General features: G+C 71.9%; 17 protein-coding genes. 12 read left to right on the forward strand and 5 right to left on the reverse strand.

Annotation, left to right across the window (positions count from 1 at the left end; genetic code table 11):
- Window positions 1-121 precede the first annotated feature (121 nt).
- Window positions 122-445, reverse strand: coding sequence for a hypothetical protein (locus IMZ11_RS13855; protein WP_228641401.1), 324 nt, complete (start codon window positions 443-445; stop codon window positions 122-124).
- A gap of 425 nt (window positions 446-870) precedes the next feature.
- Between IMZ11_RS13855 and IMZ11_RS13860 the strand changes: the two genes are divergently transcribed.
- From IMZ11_RS13860 to IMZ11_RS13885, 6 genes are all read left to right on the forward strand, one after another.
- Window positions 871-1,731 carry a MurR/RpiR family transcriptional regulator gene (locus IMZ11_RS13860; protein WP_228641403.1) on the forward strand — a complete coding sequence of 287 codons (861 nt, stop codon included), beginning with the start codon at window positions 871-873 and terminating at the stop codon, window positions 1,729-1,731.
- Window positions 1,732-1,841: 110 nt separating this feature from the next.
- Window positions 1,842-3,512, forward strand: a complete 1,671-nt coding sequence (gene hutU, locus IMZ11_RS13865; RefSeq protein WP_228641405.1) for a urocanate hydratase — start codon at window positions 1,842-1,844, stop codon at window positions 3,510-3,512.
- Between the two features lie 35 nt (window positions 3,513-3,547).
- Window positions 3,548-4,708, forward strand: coding sequence for an allantoate amidohydrolase (locus tag IMZ11_RS13870; protein ID WP_228641460.1), 1,161 nt, complete (start codon window positions 3,548-3,550; stop codon window positions 4,706-4,708).
- Complete coding sequence (locus IMZ11_RS13875; RefSeq protein ID WP_228641408.1) at window positions 4,705-6,024, forward strand: formimidoylglutamate deiminase; 1,320 nt, start codon at window positions 4,705-4,707, stop codon at window positions 6,022-6,024. Before IMZ11_RS13870 ends, IMZ11_RS13875 begins: the two co-directional genes overlap by 4 nt.
- Window positions 6,024-7,187 (forward strand): imidazolonepropionase, encoded by a 1,164-nt coding sequence (gene hutI / locus IMZ11_RS13880; protein ID WP_228641410.1) that lies wholly within the window; start codon window positions 6,024-6,026, stop codon window positions 7,185-7,187. The genes IMZ11_RS13875 and hutI overlap by 1 nt, the downstream gene beginning before the upstream one ends.
- A gap of 157 nt (window positions 7,188-7,344) precedes the next feature.
- Window positions 7,345-8,292, forward strand: coding sequence for an endonuclease/exonuclease/phosphatase family protein (locus tag IMZ11_RS13885; RefSeq protein ID WP_374462268.1), 948 nt, complete (start codon window positions 7,345-7,347; stop codon window positions 8,290-8,292).
- A gap of 91 nt (window positions 8,293-8,383) precedes the next feature.
- Here IMZ11_RS13885 and IMZ11_RS13890 read toward each other — a convergent pair whose 3' ends face one another.
- A complete protein-coding gene (locus tag IMZ11_RS13890; protein ID WP_228641414.1) occupies window positions 8,384-8,836 on the reverse strand; it encodes a hypothetical protein in 453 nt (150 codons plus the stop codon).
- Entirely contained in the window at window positions 8,833-9,306 is a 474-nt protein-coding gene (locus IMZ11_RS13895; protein ID WP_228641416.1) for a hypothetical protein, read from the reverse strand. The genes IMZ11_RS13890 and IMZ11_RS13895 overlap by 4 nt, the downstream gene beginning before the upstream one ends.
- Window positions 9,307-9,349: 43 nt before the next feature.
- Between IMZ11_RS13895 and IMZ11_RS13900 the strand changes: the two genes are divergently transcribed.
- A complete protein-coding gene (locus IMZ11_RS13900; protein WP_228641419.1) occupies window positions 9,350-10,324 on the forward strand; it encodes a YafY family protein in 975 nt (324 codons plus the stop codon).
- A 479-nt stretch (window positions 10,325-10,803) separates the two neighbouring features.
- Window positions 10,804-12,006 (forward strand): MFS transporter, encoded by a 1,203-nt coding sequence (locus IMZ11_RS13905; protein ID WP_228641421.1) that lies wholly within the window; start codon window positions 10,804-10,806, stop codon window positions 12,004-12,006.
- 79 nt (window positions 12,007-12,085) lie between these two features.
- Here IMZ11_RS13905 and IMZ11_RS13910 read toward each other — a convergent pair whose 3' ends face one another.
- A complete protein-coding gene (locus IMZ11_RS13910) occupies window positions 12,086-12,964 on the reverse strand; it encodes a hypothetical protein (RefSeq protein ID WP_228641423.1) in 879 nt (292 codons plus the stop codon).
- 38 nt (window positions 12,965-13,002) lie between these two features.
- On the opposite strand from IMZ11_RS13910, the gene IMZ11_RS13915 reads away from it, so the two are divergent.
- Together IMZ11_RS13915 and IMZ11_RS13920 are read left to right on the forward strand one after the other, a co-directional pair.
- Window positions 13,003-13,671 carry a CGNR zinc finger domain-containing protein gene (locus tag IMZ11_RS13915; protein WP_228641425.1) on the forward strand — a complete coding sequence of 223 codons (669 nt, stop codon included), beginning with the start codon at window positions 13,003-13,005 and terminating at the stop codon, window positions 13,669-13,671.
- A gap of 137 nt (window positions 13,672-13,808) precedes the next feature.
- Entirely contained in the window at window positions 13,809-15,881 is a 2,073-nt protein-coding gene (locus tag IMZ11_RS13920; RefSeq protein ID WP_228641427.1) for a WD40 repeat domain-containing protein, read from the forward strand.
- Between the two features lie 168 nt (window positions 15,882-16,049).
- On the opposite strand, the gene IMZ11_RS13925 is transcribed toward IMZ11_RS13920, so the two are convergent.
- Window positions 16,050-17,000 (reverse strand): NADP-dependent oxidoreductase, encoded by a 951-nt coding sequence (locus IMZ11_RS13925; RefSeq protein ID WP_228641462.1) that lies wholly within the window; start codon window positions 16,998-17,000, stop codon window positions 16,050-16,052.
- A 226-nt stretch (window positions 17,001-17,226) separates the two neighbouring features.
- Here IMZ11_RS13925 and IMZ11_RS13930 point away from each other — a divergent pair, with 226 nt between their 5' ends.
- Together IMZ11_RS13930 and IMZ11_RS13935 are read left to right on the forward strand one after the other, a co-directional pair.
- Entirely contained in the window at window positions 17,227-20,292 is a 3,066-nt protein-coding gene (locus IMZ11_RS13930; protein ID WP_228641430.1) for a BTAD domain-containing putative transcriptional regulator, read from the forward strand.
- Between the two features lie 52 nt (window positions 20,293-20,344).
- Window positions 20,345-21,502, forward strand: coding sequence for an FAD-dependent monooxygenase (locus IMZ11_RS13935; protein ID WP_228641432.1), 1,158 nt, complete (start codon window positions 20,345-20,347; stop codon window positions 21,500-21,502).
- Window positions 21,503-21,513 lie beyond the last annotated feature (11 nt).

Consider the following 21,513-nt stretch of genomic DNA (forward strand, 5'->3'; position numbering starts at 1 on the left):
CGGCAGGCGCCCGGCCGGCCGAGCTCGGTCGCGCCCGTCGCGGCGTCGACGGCAGGTGGCCTCGCGCAGTCTGCCGTCCGGCCCCTGACGGCTCTGCCGTTCTCGGCCCGCCGTGTGTTCTTCAGGACGGGCGCTGCCCTGCCAAGAGCTCACCGACCTGGACGACCGCGAACTCGACCTGGCCCTGGCCCTCCTCCCAGTTGGCGATCAGCGTGCAGTTCTCGTCGGCGAGCAGGTCACCGCCCGACCGCTCGGTTCGCAGGTACATGAGCCCCGCCTCGCCTTCGGTGCAGAAGTAGCTCAGGTGGGCGAACAGCTCGGGCGGCGTGAGGTCGGCCAGCGCCTCCTGCCACTCCTCGGCTGCCTCCGCCTCGAGGGGAAGGAGGCTTTCGGGACCGCCTCGGCCGGGCCACAGTTCAGGAACGTGACCCTGCGGACCATCCATCTCGGCGAACCGGCGTCGGAACGGGATGGTCCGAGCGTCATGGAACGCCTGGCCAAGGCATACGCCGCCGCGCTCTGACGTCGTGTGTGGACTTCCGGGTTTCCCGCGGAATCCGCTGATCAGCGCGTACGGTCCCCACGGGGCGGCCGCCTACCACCACGGCGGCTTCTTCCCGGCGCACCCGGGGCCGGCCCTCGACCGGTTCTCCCTGGCCACGCTTCGACCGCCCAGTTGTCGACCGCCCAGTTGTCGACCGCGCGGTTGCGGTGTGGTGCGATCTGTCCTTCCCGGCAGGGCGGGCGTACGCGCTGGCGGAGGCCACACTTGTTCCGTCGATGGAGGACCGCCCCTCACGGCGGGCGTCGCGGCGGCGGCCGGTCTCCTCGACATCCTGGCCGAGCTGTGACGCACACCCTTGGAGAGCCATGAACCCGGACGACGCCGCGCCGGAGGCGCGCCTGCTGCGCCTGTTCGAAGGACATCGACTGACCCCGGCTCAGCGGCGCATCGCGCACTGCCTCGTGCAGCACGCCGCGCAGGCGCCTTTCCTGTCCAGCGTGGAGATCGCCGAGCTGGCGGGGGTCAGCCAGCCGTCCGTGACGCGGTTCGCGATGACACTCGGGTTCGACGGCTATCCGGCGCTGCGCAAGGAGATCCGGGGGCTCGGGCTGTCCGACGCCCAGGCTTCCGGAGAGAAGCGCGAGGACGCGTCGCTGAGCGAGCCCCAGCGGGCGGTGCTTGCGGAGATCGCCAACCTCCAGCACCTGGCGGGGCTGCTGGCCGACATGGGGCCGGTCGCGCGGGCGGCCCGCCTGCTCGCTCCCTCCCGGCCGCTGCTCGTGCTCGGCCTGCGCGCCGCGGCGGCCCAGGCGGCGGGGTTCGCGTACTTCGCGAGCAAGGTGCATCCCGAGGTGCGCCTGCTCGACGAGGGAGGGTCCATGCTCGCCGACCGCATCGAGCAGGCCGCGGGCGCCGGAGCGACCGCCCTGCTGTGCTTCGCGCTGCCGCGCTACCCCGCCGAGCTGATGGAGGCCCTGTCCATCGCACGGGAGGCCGGGCTCAGCGTGGTGACCATCGCCGACAGCGCCTTCGCGCCGGCGGCGGCCGTGTCGGACATCCTGCTGCCGGCGGCGGTGGGCACCCAGCTCGTCTTCGACACCGCCTGCGCGCCCATGATGCTCGGCCGGGTGCTGCTGGAGTCGATGGTCGACGAGATCCCGGGGGCCGAGGCCCGGCTGGAGGCGTTCGAGCACTCGGCGACGGAGCGGGGAGTCTTCGCCGAGTAGGTATTGACTGAATCTATTCATTCTCATTAGATGTGAATGAATTACTTGCAGGGCACTGTGGAACAGTCGTAGTGCAACGGGTCCGGCACCGGCCGGCGGGGAGGTTCATCATGCAGAGCAGCGGTCCGCGTCCAGTCCGGGCGCCGCGCGGTACGACGCTGAACACGCGAGGTTGGCAGCAGGAGGCCGCCCTGCGCATGCTGATGAACAACCTCGATCCCGAGGTGGCCGAGCATCCCGACAAGCTGGTCGTCTACGGCGGCACCGGCAGGGCCGCCCGTGACTGGCCCTCTTTCGACGCGATCACCCGCACGCTCGGCACGCTGAAGGCCGATGAGACGCTGCTGGTGCAGTCGGGCCGCCCGGTGGGCGTGATGACCACGCACGAATGGGCGCCCCGCGTCCTCCTCGCCAACTCCAACCTCGTGGGCGACTGGGCCACCTGGCCGGAGTTCCGGCGGCTGGAGCAACTCGGCCTCACGATGTACGGGCAGATGACCGCGGGGTCGTGGATCTACATCGGCACGCAGGGCATCCTCCAGGGCACCTACGAGACCTTCGCCGCCGTGGCGGCCAAGAGGTTCGGCGGCTCGCTGGCGGGGACGATCACTCTCACGGCGGGCCTGGGCGGCATGGGCGGTGCCCAGCCGCTCGCCGTCACCATGAACGGCGGCGTGGCGATCTGCGTCGACTGCGACCCGCGGTCGATCGACCGGCGCATCGAGCACCGCTACCTCGATGTCAGGGCCGCCGACCTCGACGAGGCTCTCCGCCTCGCCTACGAGGCCCGCGACCAGCGCAGGCCGCTGTCGATCGGAGTCGAGGCCAACGCGGCGGAAGCCGTACCGGACCTGCTCGCCCGCGGTGCGGAGATCGACATCGTCACCGACCAGACGTCGGCGCACGACCCGCTGGCCTACCTACCGATCGGGGTGGCGTTCGAGGACATGGCCGCCGAGGCGGCCAAGGACCCCGAGGGCTTCACGACCAGGGCGCGCGAGTCGATGGCCAGACACGTCGAGGCCATGGTCGGTTTCCAGGACGCCGGGGCCGAGGTGTTCGACTACGGCAACTCGATCCGCGGTGAGGCCCAGCTCGCCGGGTACGGCAGGGCGTTCGAGTTCCCCGGCTTCGTCCCGGCCTACATCCGGCCGTTGTTCTGCGAGGGCAAGGGCCCGTTCCGCTGGGCCGCATTGAGCGGCGACCCCGCCGACATCGCCGCCACCGACCGCGCGATCCTGGAGCTCTTCCCGGACAACGAGCCGCTGGCCCGCTGGATCCGGATGGCCGGAGAGCGCGTCCACTTCCAGGGCCTGCCCGCGCGGATCTGCTGGCTCGGGTACGGCGAGCGCGACAAGGCCGGGGAGCGGTTCAACGACATGGTGGCCTCGGGCGAGATCCAGGCGCCGATCGTCATCGGCCGCGACCACCTCGACTGCGGCAGCGTGGCCTCGCCGTACCGGGAGACCGAGGCGATGCTCGACGGCTCCGACGCCATCGCCGACTGGCCGCTGCTCAACGCCATGGTGAACGTCGCGTCCGGCGCGTCGTGGGTCTCCATCCACCACGGCGGCGGCGTCGGCATCGGCCGCTCCATCCACGCGGGCCAGGTCACGGTCGCGGACGGCACGGCTCTCGCGGGCGAGAAGATCCGGCGCGTGCTCACCAACGATCCGGGTATGGGCGTCATCCGGCACGTCGACGCGGGCTACGACCACGCGACCGAGGTCGCCGAGGAGCGCGGCGTGCGGATCCCGATGCGCGAGGGCGAGGAGGCGTGATCGATCCCGGACAGGTGGAGGACGACTTCCGCCTGATGTGGCGTGAGCTCCTGCCGGTGGGCCGTCACGGCACGACGGGCGGCTACCGCCGTCACGCGTGGACGGCCGCCGACGCCGACTGCCGCGCGTGGTTCGAGGAGCAGGCGCGGCGGCGCGGCCTGACCTACGAGGTCGACCGGAACGGCAACCAGTGGGCCTGGTGGGGTGACCCGGCGGCGGGTGGCGCCGTCGTCACCGGCTCCCACCTGGACTCGGTGCCCGACGGCGGGGCGTACGACGGGCCGCTCGGTGTCATCTCGGCCTTCGCGGCGCTGGACGCGCTGAGGGCGCGCGGGGTGACGGGCGGACGCCCGCTCGCGATCGGCAACTTCAGCGACGAGGAGGGCGCCAGGTTCGGCGTGGCCTGCGTCGGGTCGCGGCTCATGACCGGTGTCCTCGACCCCGGCCAGGCGAGGCAACTCAGGGACGACCACGGCGTCACCCTCGGCACCGCCATGGAGCGCGCGGGGCACGACCCCGACGCGATCGGCCGCGACGACGATCGGCTGGCCAGGGTCGCCGCCTTCGTCGAGCTCCACGTCGAGCAGGGCAGGAACCTGGGCGACGCCCAGGTCGGGGTGGCGTCGTCGATCTGGCCGCACGGCCGCTGGCGGTTCGACTTCCAGGGCCAGGCCAACCACGCGGGGACCACCCGCCTGGAGGACCGTCACGACCCGATGCTCGCCTTCGCGGCCGCGGTTCTCAAGGCGCGCGGGCAGGCGGAGCGCGCCGGGGCCCTCGCCACGTTCGGCAAGGTCTCCGTCGAACCCAACGGCACCAACGCCATCCCCTCCCGGGTCACCGCGTGGCTCGACTCCCGCGCCCCGGACGCCGCCACGCTCGACATGCTGGTGAAAGAGATCACTCACGAGTCGCGGGCGACGGTGACCCGAGAGTCCTACACACCGCTCGTCGAGTTCGACGGGCGGCTCAGGGACCACCTGGCCGGGCTGCTCGGGGGAGTGCCGGTTCTTCCCACCGGCGCCGGGCACGACGCGGGCATCCTCGCCTCCGCCCTCCCCACGGCCATGCTGTTCGTGCGCAACCCGACCGGGGCGTCGCACTGCCCGGACGAGCACGCCGAGGAGGCCGACTGCCTCGCCGGGGTCGCCGCGCTGGCGCACGTCCTCCAAGACCTGCTGCGGGAGGCCGCGTGAACGGCCGCTTCTGGGCCAGGCACGCCTGGACGGGCGCGCTGGAACACGACGTCCTCATCGAGGTCGCCGGCGGGCGGATCACCGCGCTCCGGCCGTCCGCCGCTCCCGGCGACGCGGTCGTCCTGGACGGCCTGGTCCTTCCCGGGCTCGCCAACGGCCACTCCCACGCGTTCCACCGGGCGTTGCGCGGGGCCACCCAGGCCGGCAGCGGCACGTTCTGGACCTGGCGGGAGACGATGTACCGCGTGGCGGCCGCCCTCACGCCGGACCGGTACCTCCGGCTCGCGCGATCCGTCTACGCCGAGATGGCGCTGGCGGGGATCACCTGCGTCGGCGAGTTCCACTACCTCCATCACGCTCCCGGGGGCGTGGCCTACGGCGACCCCAACGCGATGGGCGAGGCGCTGATCGAGGCGGCGGAGCAGGCCGGCATCAGGATCACCCTGCTCGACGCGTGCTACCTGTCGTCCGGCTTCGGCCTCCCGCCCGACGAGACCCAGCTCAGGTTCAGCGACGGCTCCGCGGACGCCTGGGCCGAGCGGGTCTCCGCACTCAAGGACCGGGACCACGCCCGCGTCGGCGCGGCGGTGCACTCCGTCCGCGCGGTGCCCGCCGCCGGCCTCGGCGTCGTCGCCCGGTGGGCCGAGGAGAGGCGGGCGCCGATCCACGCGCACGTGTCGGAGCAGCCCGCCGAGAACGAGGCGTGCCTTGAGGCGTACGGCGTGACGCCGACCCGTCTCCTCGCCGACCACGGGGTGCTGGGCCCGCGTGCCACGGCCGTGCACGCCACCCACCTCACGCCCGAGGACATCGCGCTGCTCGGCGGCTCGGCGACCACGGTGTGCATGTGCCCCACCACCGAGCGGGATCTCGCCGACGGGATCGGGCCCGCACGCGACGTCCAGGAGGCGGGGTCGCCGCTGTCGCTCGGCAGTGACAGCCAGGCCGTCATCGACCTGTTCGAGGAGGCCCGCGCGATGGAGCTGAACGAACGGCTGCGCACCCGCCGCCGGGGGCACTGGACGGCCGCCGCCCTGCTGCGGGCGGCCACCGCCGACGGCCACGCGTCGCTCGGCTGGCCGGACGCCGGCCGGATAGAGGTCGGCGCGTTCGCGGATCTCGTCACCGTCTCCCTCGACTCCGTCCGCACCGCCGGTCCTTCGCACGGTCCGGAGACCGCGATCTTCGCCGCCACCTCCGCCGATGTCACCGACGTCGTCGCCGGAGGCCGCGTGATCGTACGGCACGGCGTGCACAGGCTCGTGCCGGACGTGCCGGGCGCGCTTCGCGAGGCCGTCGCCGGGGCGGTGGCGTGATGGGGTCCCTGCTGATCACCGGAATCGGGAGCCTGGTCACCAACGACCCCTCGCTCGGGAACGGACCCCTCGGCATCGTCACGGACGCCGCCGTCGTGGTCTCGGGCGAGGAGGTGGTCTGGGTCGGGCCGGCGTCGCGTGCTCCGGCCGCCGACGACGCGTACGACGCCGGCGGCCGGGCCGTGATCCCCGGCTTCGTCGACTCGCACGCCCACCTCGTCTTCGCGGGCGACCGGACCGCCGAGTTCGACGCGCGCATGTCCGGCGTGCCGTACACGGCGGGCGGGATCCGCACGACGGTGGCGGCCACCCGGGCGGCGAGCGACGCGGAGCTGTCGGCGGGCGTGGCCCGTCTGATGGCCGAGGCGCTGCGCCAGGGCACCACCGTCATGGAGTGCAAGTCCGGCTACGGGCTCACCGTCGAGGACGAGGCGCGTTCCCTCAGGATCGCCGCCGCGCACACCGACGAGGTGACCTACCTGGGTGCGCACGTCGTCCCCGCCGAGTACACGGCCGACGCGTACGTGGAGCTGGTGACCGGGGCGATGCTCGACGCCTGCGCGCCGTACGCCCGCTGGGTGGACGTCTTCTGCGAGCGGGGGGCGTTCGACGGCGACCAGGCGCGGGCCGTGCTGGAGAGCGGCGTCAGACGCGGCCTGGTTCCCCGGATCCACGCGAACCAGCTCGGCCACGGGCCGGGGGTGCGGCTCGCCGTCGAGCTGGGCGCCGCTTCCGCGGACCACTGCACGCATCTGACGGACGCCGACGTGGCCGCCCTCGCCTCCGGGACCACCGTCGCCACGCTGCTGCCGGGGGCCGAGTTCTCCACCAGGGCGCCCTACCCGGATGCTCGACGGCTGCTCGACGCGGGGGTGACGGTGGCGCTGTCCACCGACTGCAACCCGGGTTCGAGCTTCACCACGAGCATGCCGTTCTGCGTCGCGGTGGCGGTGCGGGAGATGGGGATGACACCCGATGAGGCGGTGTGGTCCGCCACACTCGGCGGCGCGCGAGCCCTGCGCCGCACCGACGTGGGGCGGATCACTGAGGGTGCGCGGGCCGACCTGGTCCTTCTGGACGCGCCTTCACACGTCCACCTCGCCTACCGCCCCGGTGTCCCTCTGGTCTCCGCGGTCTGGCGGCGCGGCGGGCAGGTGGTCTGAGCGGCCTGCCGAACGGCGCCGGCCGGCGAGAAATGGGCGGCGTGGGCGTACGGCAGGAGCGCGCCGTGACGAGAATCGATCACGATGGAGGGGAGTCGCGAGGCAGGGGAGGACCGTGACCGCTGAGGGGCGACGTCGTCGCATCGGCCGACGGCGTGTGGGCGCGGACGGGCGAGGCGGCACGCCATGGACCCGTGGGCGGGTCCTCGCGTCGGGTTCCGTCCTGGTCGCCGGACTCCTGGTCTTCCACGCCGCCGTGCCGAACACCGTGGGCAATCTCGGGAGCCTTCTGGAGACGTTCCTTCCCTGGCTCGGCCTGGCCGTTCCCGTGCTGCTCTGCCTGGCGACGCTGCGCCGCTCGGCCATCGCGGCGGCGGCCGCGGTGCTGCCCGCAGCGGCCTGGATCGCCCTCTTCGGTGGGCTTGCGCCGTCCGCGGACCGGGGAACGTCACATGATCTGACCGTGCTCCAGCACAACGTCAGTGACGAGAATCCCGATCCCGCGGGCACCGCGCGCGCCCTGACCCGGGCCGGAGCCGACCTCGTCGCTCTCGAGGAACTGACGCCCGCCGCCCTGCCCGTCTACGAGGCCGCTCTCGCGGCCGACCATCCCTATCGTGCCGTCGTGGGGACCGTCGGGCTCTGGTCGAGGTATCCCCTTGCCGACGCCCGGCCGGTGGACATCAGGCCGGACGGCGTCGAAGGCGACTGGAGCCGCGGGTTGCGGTCCACCGTACGCGCGCCGTCCGGTGACCTGGCCGTGTACGTCGCCCACCTGCCCTCGGTCCGCGTTCGACTGGACGGTTTCAGCTCCGGCAGGAGGGACGCGAGCGCCGTCGTGTTGGGGCGGGCCATCGCGGCGGAGAAGCTGGACACGGTCATCCTGCTGGGCGATCTCAACAGCACCCTCGATGACCGCGGTCTGACCCCGGTCACCTCGCGCATGATCCCGGCGGAAGAAGGCTTCGGGTTCAGCTGGCCCGCGGCCTTCCCCCTCGCTCGGATCGACCATGTCATGGCGCGCGCGGCGACGCCCACCTCCACCTGGACCCTGCCGGCCACCGGCAGCGACCATCTGCCGGTCGCGGCCCGCATCAGGCTCTGACCGGCGGAATCGGAGGCCGCCGCGAGCGTCCGCGCGCTGTCGCCGCCGACGTTCTCGCTGATCACGTCACGGCTCCCGGCCTGCGGTGCGGTCAGGAGACGCGGGTGGATTCCATGATCCAGTTGGTCTCCCAGGACTGCTCGCCGTCGTAGGAGAACGCCTGCTCCCACCGGCATGAATCCGCCGTGATCTCGGACCAGGTGAACCGTACCCGGATCGGGCGGCCGTCGTCGGTGTCGTCGGCGTAGAACGTGCCGACACCATCGACGAACCGGCCGACGACCGGAACGGGGTCGAGGCCGCGCGTGCTGTTGATCCAGTGGAGGGACCACTCGTCCCGCTCGGCGTTGTACAGGCGGATCGTCGCGCCGTCGAAGTCCTTGGTCGGGAAGGTGATCTCGTCGAAGTTGCCCGAGCCGCCGAACACGCTGTGCGCGACGGACCTCCCGGGGAACTCCTCCCATTCGCTGCTGCCGACACCTCGCTTCAGGAGCCTGCGGTTGGTCACGTCCCAGGTGCCGATGTAGAAGTCGAAGTCGTTCACAGGCCAACCGGTCCTTTCGCGCGCGAGTCAGCGAGATATCCGTCGAGGTCGGGGATGTCCGGGACGAACATGTGGCGAACCCAGGCGGCCCGCTCGTATTCGAGGGCGGGCAACTCCCACACGCATCCGGCCCACCGCCGCGTCTCGGGCACGAAATTCGTGGGGTCCTCGTCGGGGCAGCCGACGGCGGGTTGACCCGCGGCGGCCGTGTGCACCTCGACCACGTTGTCCCAGGCCCAGGTGTACGCGAGCAGGTAGGCGCCGGTGTCCGCACCCCTGTGGAGGACGATCCAGCCGGCCGGGGAGTCGTCGGCGGGCATGGGCACGAGGCGCGGCAGGAAATCGTAGGCGGCCTTCTCGACCTCGGGCTCGATCTCGTGGCCGGGCAGATCGACGTGGTAACGCTTGTAGGGGCGGCCGCCGACGACCACGGGGTCGAGCGGCCGCATGTTCTTCTCGATGAATGCCATGAACGGACCGTACGGCGCATCCACTGACACGTATTGTCAGCGGATGCGAGCTTCTCGGCTGCTGTCGATCCTCCTGCTGCTCCAGTCACGCGGCCGCCTGACGGCCCGGCAACTCGCGGACGAACTCGAGGTCAGCGTCCGTACGATCTATCGCGACGTCGAGTCGCTGCACACCGCCGGCATCCCCTTGTACGGCGACGCCGGACACCAGGGTGGCTACCGGCTTCTCGACGGGTTCCGCACCAAACTGACCGGACTGACGGCTCAGGAGGCCGAGGCGTTGTTCCTGGCCGGACTGCCGGGACCGGCCGCCGAACTCGGCCTCGGCGCGCTGGCGGCGGCCGCCGAGCTCAAGATCGAGGCCGCCCTCCCGCCCGCTCTGCGTGAGGGGGCCCGGCGCGTACGGGAGCACTTCCACCTCGACGCGCCCGGCTGGTATCACGACGGCGATCGGGCACCCCACCTCCCCGAGGTGGCCGAGGCCGTCTGGAACAAGCGCGTCCTTCACGTGCTCTATCGACGGTGGGCCGCGCCGTCCGAGGTCGAGAGAACGCTGGAGCCGTACGGGCTGGTCCTGAAGGGTGGGAAGTGGTATCTCGTGGCCCGATGCGAGGGCGCGATGCGGACCTACCGGGTCAACCAGATCCTCGACCTGCGGGTGACGGACGAGACGTTCGAGCGTCCGGACGGCTTCGACCTGGTCGGATACTGGCGCGAGCATCTGGTGGACTTCCGGTCGCGGCTGTTCCAGGGCCACGCGGTGATCCGCCTGTCACCGGAAGGCCGGGAACGGCTCCGCGACCTGATGAGCTCGGCCGTGATCAGTGCCATGGAGGAGACGGCCGGTGTGCTCGACGATCGGGGCTGGAGCACGGCCACGGTGCCGATCGAGTCGCTGACGCACGCGCAGACGGAGTTCCTCAAGCTCGGGGCCGAGGTCGAGGTCCTGGAGCCCGCCGAGCTCCGGCGGAAGCTGGCCGAAACCGCGCAAGCCCTGGCCGCTCTCTACGCGCCCTGACAAGCCGTCCCCGCCCCGGACGCGTGGCTCCCCGACGACCGCTTGCCGGCTCTCGACTGCCCCGCTTACTCGGCGACCGTCGCAGCCGTACGCCACCGGTGCCCTGACCACCTCGTACGTCCTCGATCCACTGCGAGGCGGCGCGGCACCCGCCGAGCCCTGCGGGTCCCACGTATTGAGGCGAGGTGACGAGCGCTCTAAGCTCTTCTGCTCTCGCGATTCGCGATAGACGGCCGATGCCTGGCCCGGGCTGAGCGTGGCGCGGCGGTGGCACGAGGAGTAAGGACAACGGTGAACCCCATGCCCGAGCAGGTGCGAGCCCATGTCCTGGCGGACTTCGCGACAGCCGATTCGGCCCACGACATCGTCCGTCTCGATCACGTTGCCGCCCTCGCCTGGAGACCGGGTTCTCGGACAGGCGCGGATCCTCGGCGCGCGCATGCGGCCGCCCATGTACCGACGGCGGTGAGGATCGCGTGATGAGCTACCTCAGCCTGCTGCGCGGCCCCTACGTGACCCGGTTGCTGGTGGGAACACTGGTCGGGCGCCTACCCAGCGCCATGGCGGCCCTGGCGATCCCGTTGGTGCTCAGACAGTCAGGCGCGACCTACGGACTCATCGGTCTGGTGGTCGGCGCCTTCGCCATCGCCGCGGCAGTGGGAGGCCCACTGCTCGGCCGTCTGGTGGACAGGGCGGGCCAGGTTCCCGTCCTCGTGCCGTCCGCCGCCGTGGCCGGTGCCGGCCTGATCGCCATCGCGGTCGCGCCCTCCGAATCGGCGATCGTCTTCGCGGGCGCGGTCCTCGCGGGCGCGGCGACCCCGCCGCTGGAACCCTGCCTACGAGCGCTGTGGCCGCATATCGTCGCCCCTGGCCGGCTGGAGTCGGCCTATGCCCTGGACTCGGCCTCACAGGAACTGGTGTTCGTCGGCGGTCCGCTGATCGTGGCCGGCTGCGTGGCCGCCGGGTCGCCCATCGGCGCCCTGTGGGTCGGAGCGTTGTTGGGCGCCTTGGGAGTGCTCGTGGTGGTCACCGCGCCACCCACCCGGAGGTGGAGAGCGCCGGCCCGGTCCGCCGACTGGCTCGGCCCGCTGCGCAGCCGGGGTCTGGTCCTCCTGCTGGGGAGCCTCACCGGGGTCGGCGTGGCCATCGGCACACTCAACGTCCTCGTGGTCTCCTACGCGGAACAGCACCCGGTGCCGGGCGGGGCGCCCACCCTGCTGGCTCTGAACGCCGGGGGAGCCCTGATCGGAGGTCTGGGCTACGGAGCCGTGCGCTGGTCGTCCTCGCTTCCCCGGCGGACGCTGCTGCTGACCGTGGGCCTGGCGGGCGCGTACGCGCTGCTGTGTCTCGTGCCGTCCCCGTTGTACATGGCCGGTGTGATGATCGTCACGGGTCTCTTCCTGGCACCCGTGCTGACGGCGACCTTCGTCCTGGTGGGAGAGCTCGCGCCGGCCGGAACCGTCACCGAGGCCTTCGCCTGGCTGGTCACGCTGATGACCGCCGGAATGGCGTTGGGCTCGACCGCCGTGGGCACCGTCCTCGAACGCGCCTCAGAGTCCTGGGCGGCCTCCTGCGGGGTCGTGGGGGCCTCCGTGAGCGTCCTCGCGCTGCTGGTCGGACAACGACGCCTCTCGGCGGAGAGCATCGGGCGTGCGGAGGCGCCGACGAGCGCCCCCGCGTGATCCAGAGCCCCCCGCCGCACGCGTTCGCGCATCTCGGCGGCGTGGGAGCGCGTCCGCTCGCCGGACAGCCGTCACGGTCTCATTCGGGTGCCCGTACGCTGCCGATGCCCAGCGTGGTGACCGACGGCAACATCCCCGTCTCGAACACCGCGCCGAGGACGGGCAGGTTGAGCCGGGCGAGCCGTTCCGCCGCCTCGACTCCGAGGGTGCGCCACGGCCCGGCGGCCAGCTCGTCGGTGGTCCGCTCGACCTGGTCGCGCAGCGCTCGGCCCGCCGGGGTGGCGACGCCGTCCGCGTCGACCAGGCCGCGGGTGGCCAGCCGGTCGTGGGCGGCCGCCCATTCCTCGGCGCTCCAGCCGCGTCCCTCGAAGTTGGCCGCGGGTGCGGCGCCGATCGCCGCGAACGAGACCAGCGCCTCGCACGCGTCCAGGCCGGCGGCCGCCAGAGCGGCCAGGTGCCCGTCGCCTCTGTGCTCGCGCAGCACGGTGTACGCCTGCCAGAGCGCGAGGTGCGGCTCATCGGGCCAGGGCAGGTCGAGGTTGGCGGCGGTGAGGGGCCGGTGGGCGACCGCGGCGCTCTCGGCGGCCGCGACGGCGAGTTCCGCGGCTTCGGCGATCTCGGGGATGGAGATCTTGTCGCCGAGGAGGTCGTGGAAGGTGCGGTCCATCGCGCGCAGCCGGGCCGGGAGCACCTGTTCGGGCGATGCCGTGTCCCAGATGCCCGGTACGTGCTCGGCGATCATCGTCGGGCTGAAGCTGTAGTAGGTGGCGGCGACCAGCTTCGGCCCCGCGGCGCCGAGCGGTGCCGTACGCCAGGCGAAGTAGCTCGGCCAGCGCGACTCGACGTCGTAGCCGAGCTGTGCGGCCTCGTCGAACGCCGCGGGAGAGAAGTAGAGCGTCGCGTGCACCGGCTCGATCTGGTGCCACATCTGCCGGGCCAGCCTGGAGTATTCGGACATCGCTGTCTCCGTCATCACTGTCTAGATAGGATTTGATGGTGACTCTAGATCTTTGGCGCATCACTGGTCAACCCCAAGTAGACAGTTATGTCGGGAGCAGGATCGAGCTGGCCGCGCTGCTGGTGAACCGCCTGGTCATCACCTCGGCTCATGGCCGCGAGGTGAGGCCGCCGACCTCGGGGGCTGATCGGCTGGCCGCGATCAACGCGGAGGCGGTCGCGAACGGCGGGGTTCCGCGCGCGCTCCCGAGCGCTCTCACCACCGAGGACGCCGATCGGCTGGCCGCGATCGCCGCCGAGTTGTGTCCGGCGTTCGGCATGGGCGACGCCGCGCTCGCCTCCGTCGTGGGCGCGCTCAACGACATGCTGGTACGGCACGGCGCCGTGCCCAACCTGCACGGCGATCCGGACCACCCCTACAGGCTGGCCTTCCACCGGGCCGACGCGACGCGGGTGGACGCGTGGGCGGCCGACATGGGCACGGCGCTGGCCATGGTCATCGGCGTCGGTCAGGCCGCCCGGCTCGGCGTCTGCCAGGCGGACGGCTGCGACCTGGTCTTCCTCGACACCACCCGCAACGCCTCGCGCCGGTTCTGCGACCTGTCCTGCCAGAACCGGGCCAAGGCCAGCGCCTACCGTGCCAGAGCCAGGCGGCAGACCGCCCGCCGATCAGCGCAGGGTGAGGAAGTGGGTCCCGACCCCGCCTGAAGCCCTGGCCCTACGCGGACGTCGCCACAGGCTCCCTGGCGTCCGCCGGTAACGATCCGGCCCTCTGATCACGAAGTTCGATCGCCGGCCGGATGCGGCTTGTGCTCGACGAGCGATTTCAGGGACAGGGGGGTCGGGTGTCTGTTCGACGACTGTCGTCCGTTCTCGCCGGGCTGCTGCTGATCGGGTCGGTGCCACTGGCCTCGGCCGGGCCGACCACAGTGCGCTGGCCTCGGGTGCCCACCGCGTGCCAGGAGACGTCACGCGGCGGTGTTCCCGCCTCGTTCGGATCGCCCGTCGCGATGGACATGGGCGGCCACGCCGACGTGACCTCGGTGGCCGTGGGTGAGCTCGACGGCCGGCCCGTGGCGGTCAGCGCGGGCGTCGAGCGCACCATCCGCGTCTGGGACCGGGCCACCCTGAAACCGATCGGCGACCCGATCCCCGGGAACGGCCCGGTGGCGTACGGCAGCGTGAACGGCAGATCGGTCATCCTCGGCCAGGGCCACAGGTCGCTCCGCATGTGGGACGCGACCACCCACCGGCTCATCGGCGGACCGTTCCCCACCGGGCGGATCGTCTCCGTCGCGTTCGGGGAGTTCGACGGCAGGCCGATCGCCGCCACGGCGGGCATGGACGGCGCCCACGTGTTCGACCTGGCGACCGGCCGCGAGGTCGGCCCGCCCATCATCGGTGTCTCCGGCTTCAGCGCCGTCGCGCTGACCCGCGTCGGGGGTGTCCTGGTGGTGCTGACCGGAGCGACCGACATCGTGACCGTCTGGAATCCGGTCTCGGGGAAACCCGTCGGGGAACCACTCGTCCTTGAGGACGAGTTCGTCCAGACGATCAGAACGATCAGAACGACCGTGATCGGCGGCCGCCCGGTAGCCCTGATCCCCACGCCCGACCTCGGGGTGATCAGTTGGGACCTGATCACGCGTCAGGCGACTCCCCATGCGATGAAGGGCACGTTCGACGCCTCCTCACTCGCCCGGCTGAACGGCCGGACCGTATTCGTCTCGGCCGAGCACATCGACGGCGCGGCCACCGACACTCGCGGGTCGAGGCTCACAAGCGCGATCGCGGTCATCGATCCGGCCACCGGTGAGAGGCTGTCGTCCTTCGAGGTCCCGGGACACGTCACAGCGCTGACGGCCGGTGATCTCGACGGTCGCCCCATGATCGTGACCGGCGGCCGCGACAACGCCGTACGCGCGTACGATCTCGCCACCGGCCGGGAACTCGCGCCGCCGGCCGCAGGAGGGCCCAACGGCTTCGTCTACGCGCTGGGGGCCGACCTGTACGGCAGGCGGGTCCTGGTGGCCTGGGGGGCCGACGACGACGGGACCCTCGGCGTGTGGGACCTCGGCAGCGGCAAACCGCTGGGCGCTCCGGCGAAGCTGCCCGGCCGCATCACCTCGTTCACGGTCGGCACCTACCGCGGGCGGGTGGTCCTGGTCGCGGGGATCGGCGTCGGAGATCCGTCGATCCGGATGTTCGACATCGCCGCTCGCACGCCGATCGGGGAACCTCTCGTCGGCTACGACGACTTCGCCAGCGGGGTCGCGATCACCGAGGTGGACCGCCGAGTCCTCGTCGTCGGAGCGGGTGACGGGTTCGCCGGTCCGGTCGTCGTTCCTCCGGGGGCGGTACGGGTCTGGGACGTCGCTTCGGGAACACGGCTGCATGACCTCACCGTCAGGAAGGGCCCGGCAGGGCAGTTGGCCCTCATCCGCCTCGCGGGCCGTCTGGTCGCGGTGACCTTCAGCGCCGATCGGGCCCGGCTCTGGGACGTCGGCACGGGAAAACGGATGGCGTCGTTCCGCATCGCGAAGAGCGAGCACTCGGCCCCCGTGGAGATCGCCCGGTTCGACTGCACGACGGTGGCTCTCGTGGCCACGGGCAGGACCGTGGAGCTCTACGACCTCGCCACGGGCGAGCAGATCGAGCGGCCGTTGCTCGGCCACTCCAAGCAGGTCGGCAACATCGCCTCAGGGCGGGTCGGCGGCGTTCCGATCGCGGTCACCTATTCACTACAGGACAAGAGCATGAGGGTCTGGGATCTCACGACCAGTCGGCAGGTCGGCACGCTTGAGCGTCCTTCCGGACTCCTCGGCTCCCTTTCGATCGACTATCTCGGTGGTCGTGCCGTACTCGTCGGCGGCGGCGACGAGGCGCTGTGGACCTGGGATCTGGGCCCGATCGCGTGACGTCAGCCATCCGGCGAATCCCATGCCGCAGGCGCTGGAGAAGTATGTGGACGACGGTCCCCAGGTTCGCCCTGATCCCTGCCTCTTTCGAGCTGGACTGAGGGAGCGCGGCGGGCGTTTCCGCCGGACGCGACGGCGGCTGATCGCCGGAATGCGGGCGGCGGCGCCTCAGCCGCCCACGGGCGGCTCCACGGTGAGGACGATCTTGCCGGTGGTGTGCCCCTTCTCGCCCAACTCGTGTGCCTCGGCCGCCCGCTCCAGCGGCAGCACCGTGTCGATCGCGACGCGCAGCCGACCCGCCTCGACCAGCGCGGCGATCGCCTTCATGGCGGCGTGATCCGGCTCCACGAGCATGGGCTCCGATCGGATGCCCAGCTCGGCGGCCCTGGCGCCCAGCCCATCGGCCAACCTGGACAACACGAGCGACACGATGACGCCGCCCCTGCGCACGGTGCGCAGGGAGCGTGGCCCGTACTCGCCGCCCATCGTGTCGATCACCGCGTCGACGTCTCCGACCGCCTCGGCGAAGTCCACGCCGCGGTAGTCGACGAGCTCGTCCGCGCCCAGGCCACGCAGGAAATCATGCTTGGCGGCGCTCGCAGTACCGATGACGTACGCACCGCGCGCCTTGGCGATCTGCACCGCGAGGTGGCCCACCCCGCCCGCGGCGGCGTGGATGAGCACCCGGTGCCCGGTCCCGACCCGCGCGGTGTCCACCAGCGCCTGCCACGCGGTCAGCGCGGCCAAGGGGAGCGCCGCCGCCTGTACGTGGTCGATGTTTCCGGGCTTGCGGGCGAACGTACGCGCGGGCGCGGTCACGTATTCGGCGAACGCGCCGTGGCCGTACGGATAGGGCAGCATGCCGAACACCTCGTCGCCCGGCTTGTGGAGCGTCGTGCCGAGCGCGACGGACTCGACGACCCCCGAGACGTCCCAGCCGAGCACGAACGGCGTCCGCCCCAGCAGGCCGCCCGTGGCGCGGTGCTTCCAGTCGGTCGGGTTGACCCCCGCCGCGCGCACTCGCACCAGCACCTCGGTCGGGCCGGGGACGGGGCGCTCCAGCTCGACCTGCTTCAACACCTCGGGGCCGCCCAGGACGTCCTGGCTGATCGCACGCATGGTCGCTCGGGTCATCCGGCAAGCATGTCAGCGGATCCGGCGGCGCCGACAGCGGCCCGATGGCCATAAGGCGACAGGATCCGGCCAATCGGGTGTACTCATCTCGGCTGCGGCGGTGTCACGAGGCACGGCGGTGAGACGAGTCACTGGACGCACCTGGGACGCGCTCCCGAGACTTCCCCTTCAGATCACCGCAAAGTGCTGTATATGGGCGAGAATCGCTCTCGTGCAGTTCGGCATCCTGGGACCGCTGGCGATCCGGACCGCCGAGGGGGAATCGATCTCCGTCGGCGGGTTGCGCCCGCGCGCGCTCCTCGCGTTGCTCCTGCTCGACGCGGGTCGGCCGGTCGGTGTGGAGCGGCTGATCGACGGTCAGTACGGCGACGACCCTCCGGCGGGGGCGGCGGGCGCGATCCAGGCTCATGTGTCCCGGCTCCGCCGCAGCCTGCCCGCGGACCTGATCGAGTTCAACGGCGCCGGATACCGGCTCGCGGTCGACCCCGACGACGTGGACGTCCACCGGTTCGAACGGCTCGCCCGCGAGGGGCACCGGCTCCTGGCCGCGGGACACCACGAGCGCGCCGCGAGATCGCTCAGGGACGCGCTGGGGTTGTGGCACGGTCCCGCGCTGGCGGACGTGGCCGACGCGCCCTTCGCGCCGCCGCAGGTGACCCGCCTGGAGGAGGTACGGCTGGCGGCGCGGGAAGACCTCGTCGAGGCCGAGCTCGCACTCCCCGAGGGCACCTCGACGGCCGAACTCCGGCAACTCGTGGCGGCCAACCCGTTGCGCGAACGGCTGCGCGGCCAGCTCATGCGGGCCCTGCACGCCTCCGGACAGCAGGCGGCGGCGCTGGCCGTGTTCGACGAGGCCAGACGGCTGCTCGCGGAGGAGCTCGGCGCCGATCCCTCGCCCGAGCTGGCGGCGCTCCACCTCGCGATCCTGCGTGGCGACGAGCCACGGGAGCGGGCGACGGGCCGCCGACTCCCCGCGCAGCTCACCAGCTTCGTCGGGCGGGCGGCGGAGCTGGACCGGATCGACTCGCTCAGGGACTCCCGGCTGATCACCCTGACCGGTCCCGGCGGAACGGGCAAGACCAGGCTGGCGATCGAGGCGGCCCGCCGCCGGGGGCGGGACACCTGTTTCGTGGACCTGTCCCCGCTCGACGACGGCGGCCAGGTCCCGCAGGCCGTACTGGGTGCGCTCGGCCTGCGCGAGACGGGCCTGCGGTCGTTGGACCTCGACCGGAGTGATCCAACCGACCGGATCGCGGCCGCCCTGGCGGATCATGAGCTCCTGCTCATCCTGGACAACTGCGAACATGTGATCGCTTCGGCCGCCGTCCTCGTCCGCCGGCTGCTCGACGCCTGTCCCGGGCTGGCCGTACTGGCGACCAGCCGCGAGCCGCTCGGGCTCACCGGCGAGACGCTCGTTCCGCTGGTGCCGCTGGCCGTGCCGCCGCCGGGCACGGACCTCGACGAGGCGGCCGGCTACCCCGCCGTACAGCTGTTCGCGGACCGTGCCGCCGCCGTACGGCCGGGCTTCGCGATGCGGCCCGAGGTCGTCGAGATCTGCGCGACGCTGGAGGGCCTGCCGCTGGCCATCGAACTGGCCGCGGCGAGAGTGCGGTCGTTCACCGCTCCGGAGATCGCCTCGCGCCTGAAGGAGCACGGCAGGTTCGCGCTGCTGTCGCGCGGCGACCGCACCGCGGCGGTCCGCCACCAGACCCTTTACGCGGTGGTGGAGTGGAGCTGGAGCCTGCTCAGCCCTGACGAGCGGGAGATGGCCAGGCGCTTCTCGGTGTTCTCGGGCGGGGCGTCGATCGAGGCGGTGGAGCGGGTCTGCGGACCCGGCGAGGTGCTGGCCGATCTGGTGGACAAGTCCCTCGTCGAGGCGAGCGACGGACGCTACCGGATGTTCGACACGATCCGCCTGTTCTGCGCGGAACGGCTGGCGGAGGCCGGGGAGGAGGAGCGGCTGCGCGACGCGCACGCCGCGTACTTCCTCGACCTGGCGCAGCGCGCCGACCCCTGGTTGCGGCGGGCCGAGCAACTCGACTGGCTGGCCCGGCTCGCCGTGGAGCACAGCAATTTCGGGGCCGCGTTGCGCCATGCCGTACAGACGGATCCGGAGACGGCCCTGCGGCTGATCGCCGCCCTGTCCGCGTACTGGTGGCTGAGCGGCCGCCGCGGCCAGGCGGCCTCGTCCGCGCTCAGCCTGCTCGGGTCGCTGGGAACCGAGGCACCCGTGCGGATGGAGGAGGAGTACGTCCTCTGCGTGCTGCAGGCAGTACCGGATGCGTCTCCTGCGCAATGGGCGCGGGCCGAGGAGATCATGCGATCGCTGGACCGGGAGCTGCGGCACCCGTTCGCGGCGGTCATGTGGGGAATGGTCGCGGGGCCTCCGGCACGCGACTCGGCCAGGACGCGGCAGTTCGGCTCCGACCCGTGGAGCCGGGCGATGGTGTCGCTGGGGCGGGGGATGCTGAACCTGCTCGACGGCAGGGTGGCCGACGCCGAGCGGGAGCTGACGGAGACGCTGGAGAGCTTCCGTGTGGTAGGTGAACGCTGGGGAATGGCGCAGGGGTTCGAGTGGCTGGGGACGATCGCCAACTGGCGGGGTGACTGGGCGCGTGCCAGGTGGTTGTGGGGTCAGGCCCTGGATCTGCAGGAACAGCTCGGCGCCCTGGACGAGATGGTGGACGTGCTCTGCCGCAGGGCGAGTGGGTTGCTGCGCGAGGGCGACTTCCCCGCGGTCGATGCCGACCTGCGGCGCGCCGCCGAACTGGAGCGCAGGACGGGCAGATCGCACCGGCCGGCCCTGATCGCGCTGGGCAGGGGTGAGCTGGCCCGCGTCCAAGGTGATCACAGCGAAGCCCGCGCCCAGTACACGGAGGCGCTGAGCATCGTCAGCCCCGGCACCTATGTCGGCGAGAGTGTCAGGCTGCAGGTGCTCTCCGCGCTGGGACGGCTGGCCGAGGCCGGGGGAGACCTCGCGGAGGCCGGGCTCCGTCACGGCGAGGCGCTCGCACTCGCGCACGCGGTGCCGGCGGCGGACCTCGCCGACGTCGCCGAGGGGCAGGCGGGGCTGGCCCTGCTCGACGGCAGGGCGGAGCGAGCCGCGTTCCTGCTCGGGGTGGGGGTGGCGCTGCGTGGCATGGCCGTCGTCGGCGATCGTGACGTCGCCGGGGTCGCCGCGGGCGCGACGGAGGCCGTCGGCGCCGAGAGGTTCGCGGCGGCGTTCGCCAGGGGCGCCGCGTTGGACCGGGACCGGGCGCTGACAGCCCTCTCCTGAGTGTCAGCCGGTTGTCGCCGGGCTGTCAGCGCTCCCGGCGAGGCTCTGGGACATGAAGAACGTACTGATCTCCGGCGCCAGCATCGGCGGCCCCGCCCTGGCCTACTGGCTCAACCGCTACGGGTTCGACGTGACCGTGGTCGAGAAGGCCCCCGCCCTGCGTCTCGGGGGCCAGGCCGTCGACTTCAAGGGCGAGACGCACCTCACGGTGCTGGAACGCATGGGAATCCTGGAGGACGTACGGCGGCTGCAGACCGGCGGGACCGACCAGGAGATCGTCGACGCGGACGGCCGCAGGCTGACGGTGATGCCCGGCGAGTTCACCGGCGGCGAGCTCGAGATCCAGCGCGGCGCCCTGTCCCGCCTGCTGTACGAGAGGACCCTCGCCGCCGGATGCGCGTACGTGTTCGGCGACTCCATCACCTCGCTCACCGAGACAGAGAGCGGCGTCCACGTCACGTTCGAGCGCGGTGCCCCGCGCACCTTCGACCTGGTCGTGGGCGCGGACGGCATCCACTCCAACGTCCGCCGCCTGGTCTTCGGCCCCGAATCGAACTATGTCCGCTACCTGGGCTATTACTACGCGTTGGCCGACGTCTCGCAGGATTTCGGGAAGGTCGCCACGATGTACAACGAGCCCGGCAGGTTGGTCTCCACCGGGGGGCCCGCGGCCGCGGCGTTCTTCGCCTTCGCCTCGCCGCGGCTCGACTATGACCGGTACGACACCGAAGAGATGAAGCGGATCGTGATCGACGCCTATGCCGGGATGGGCTGGCGGACTCCCGACGTCATCGAGGCGGTGCGGCACGCGGGCGACCTCTATCTCGACTCGATCAGCCAGGTCAGGATCGATCACTACGCCAAGGGTCGCGTGGTGCTGCTCGGCGACTCCGCGTACGGCAACACGCTGGGCGGGTTCGGCACCGGGCTGGCCATGGTGGCCGCGTACGTGCTGGCGGGCGAGCTCGCGGCGGCCGACGGTGATCACCGCGTCGCCTTCCAGCGTTACGAGGAGGAGTTCCGCGGCTACGCCAAGATCGCCAAGAACGGCAACGCGGGTCCTTTCCTGGCTCCCCGTACGCGGCGCGGGATCTGGATGCGCAACTGGATCTTCAAGGCCGGTTTCCTGCTCAAGATCATGATGAGGATGACGGACAAGTTCGCCACCGACATCACGCTCAAGGACTACCCGTCCCTGGTGCGCCGCTGATCACGGTCCTG

The sequence above is a fragment of the Microtetraspora sp. AC03309 genome (genome assembly GCF_020826795.1).
Lineage (GTDB): Bacteria > Actinomycetota > Actinomycetes > Streptosporangiales > Streptosporangiaceae > Microtetraspora > Microtetraspora glauca.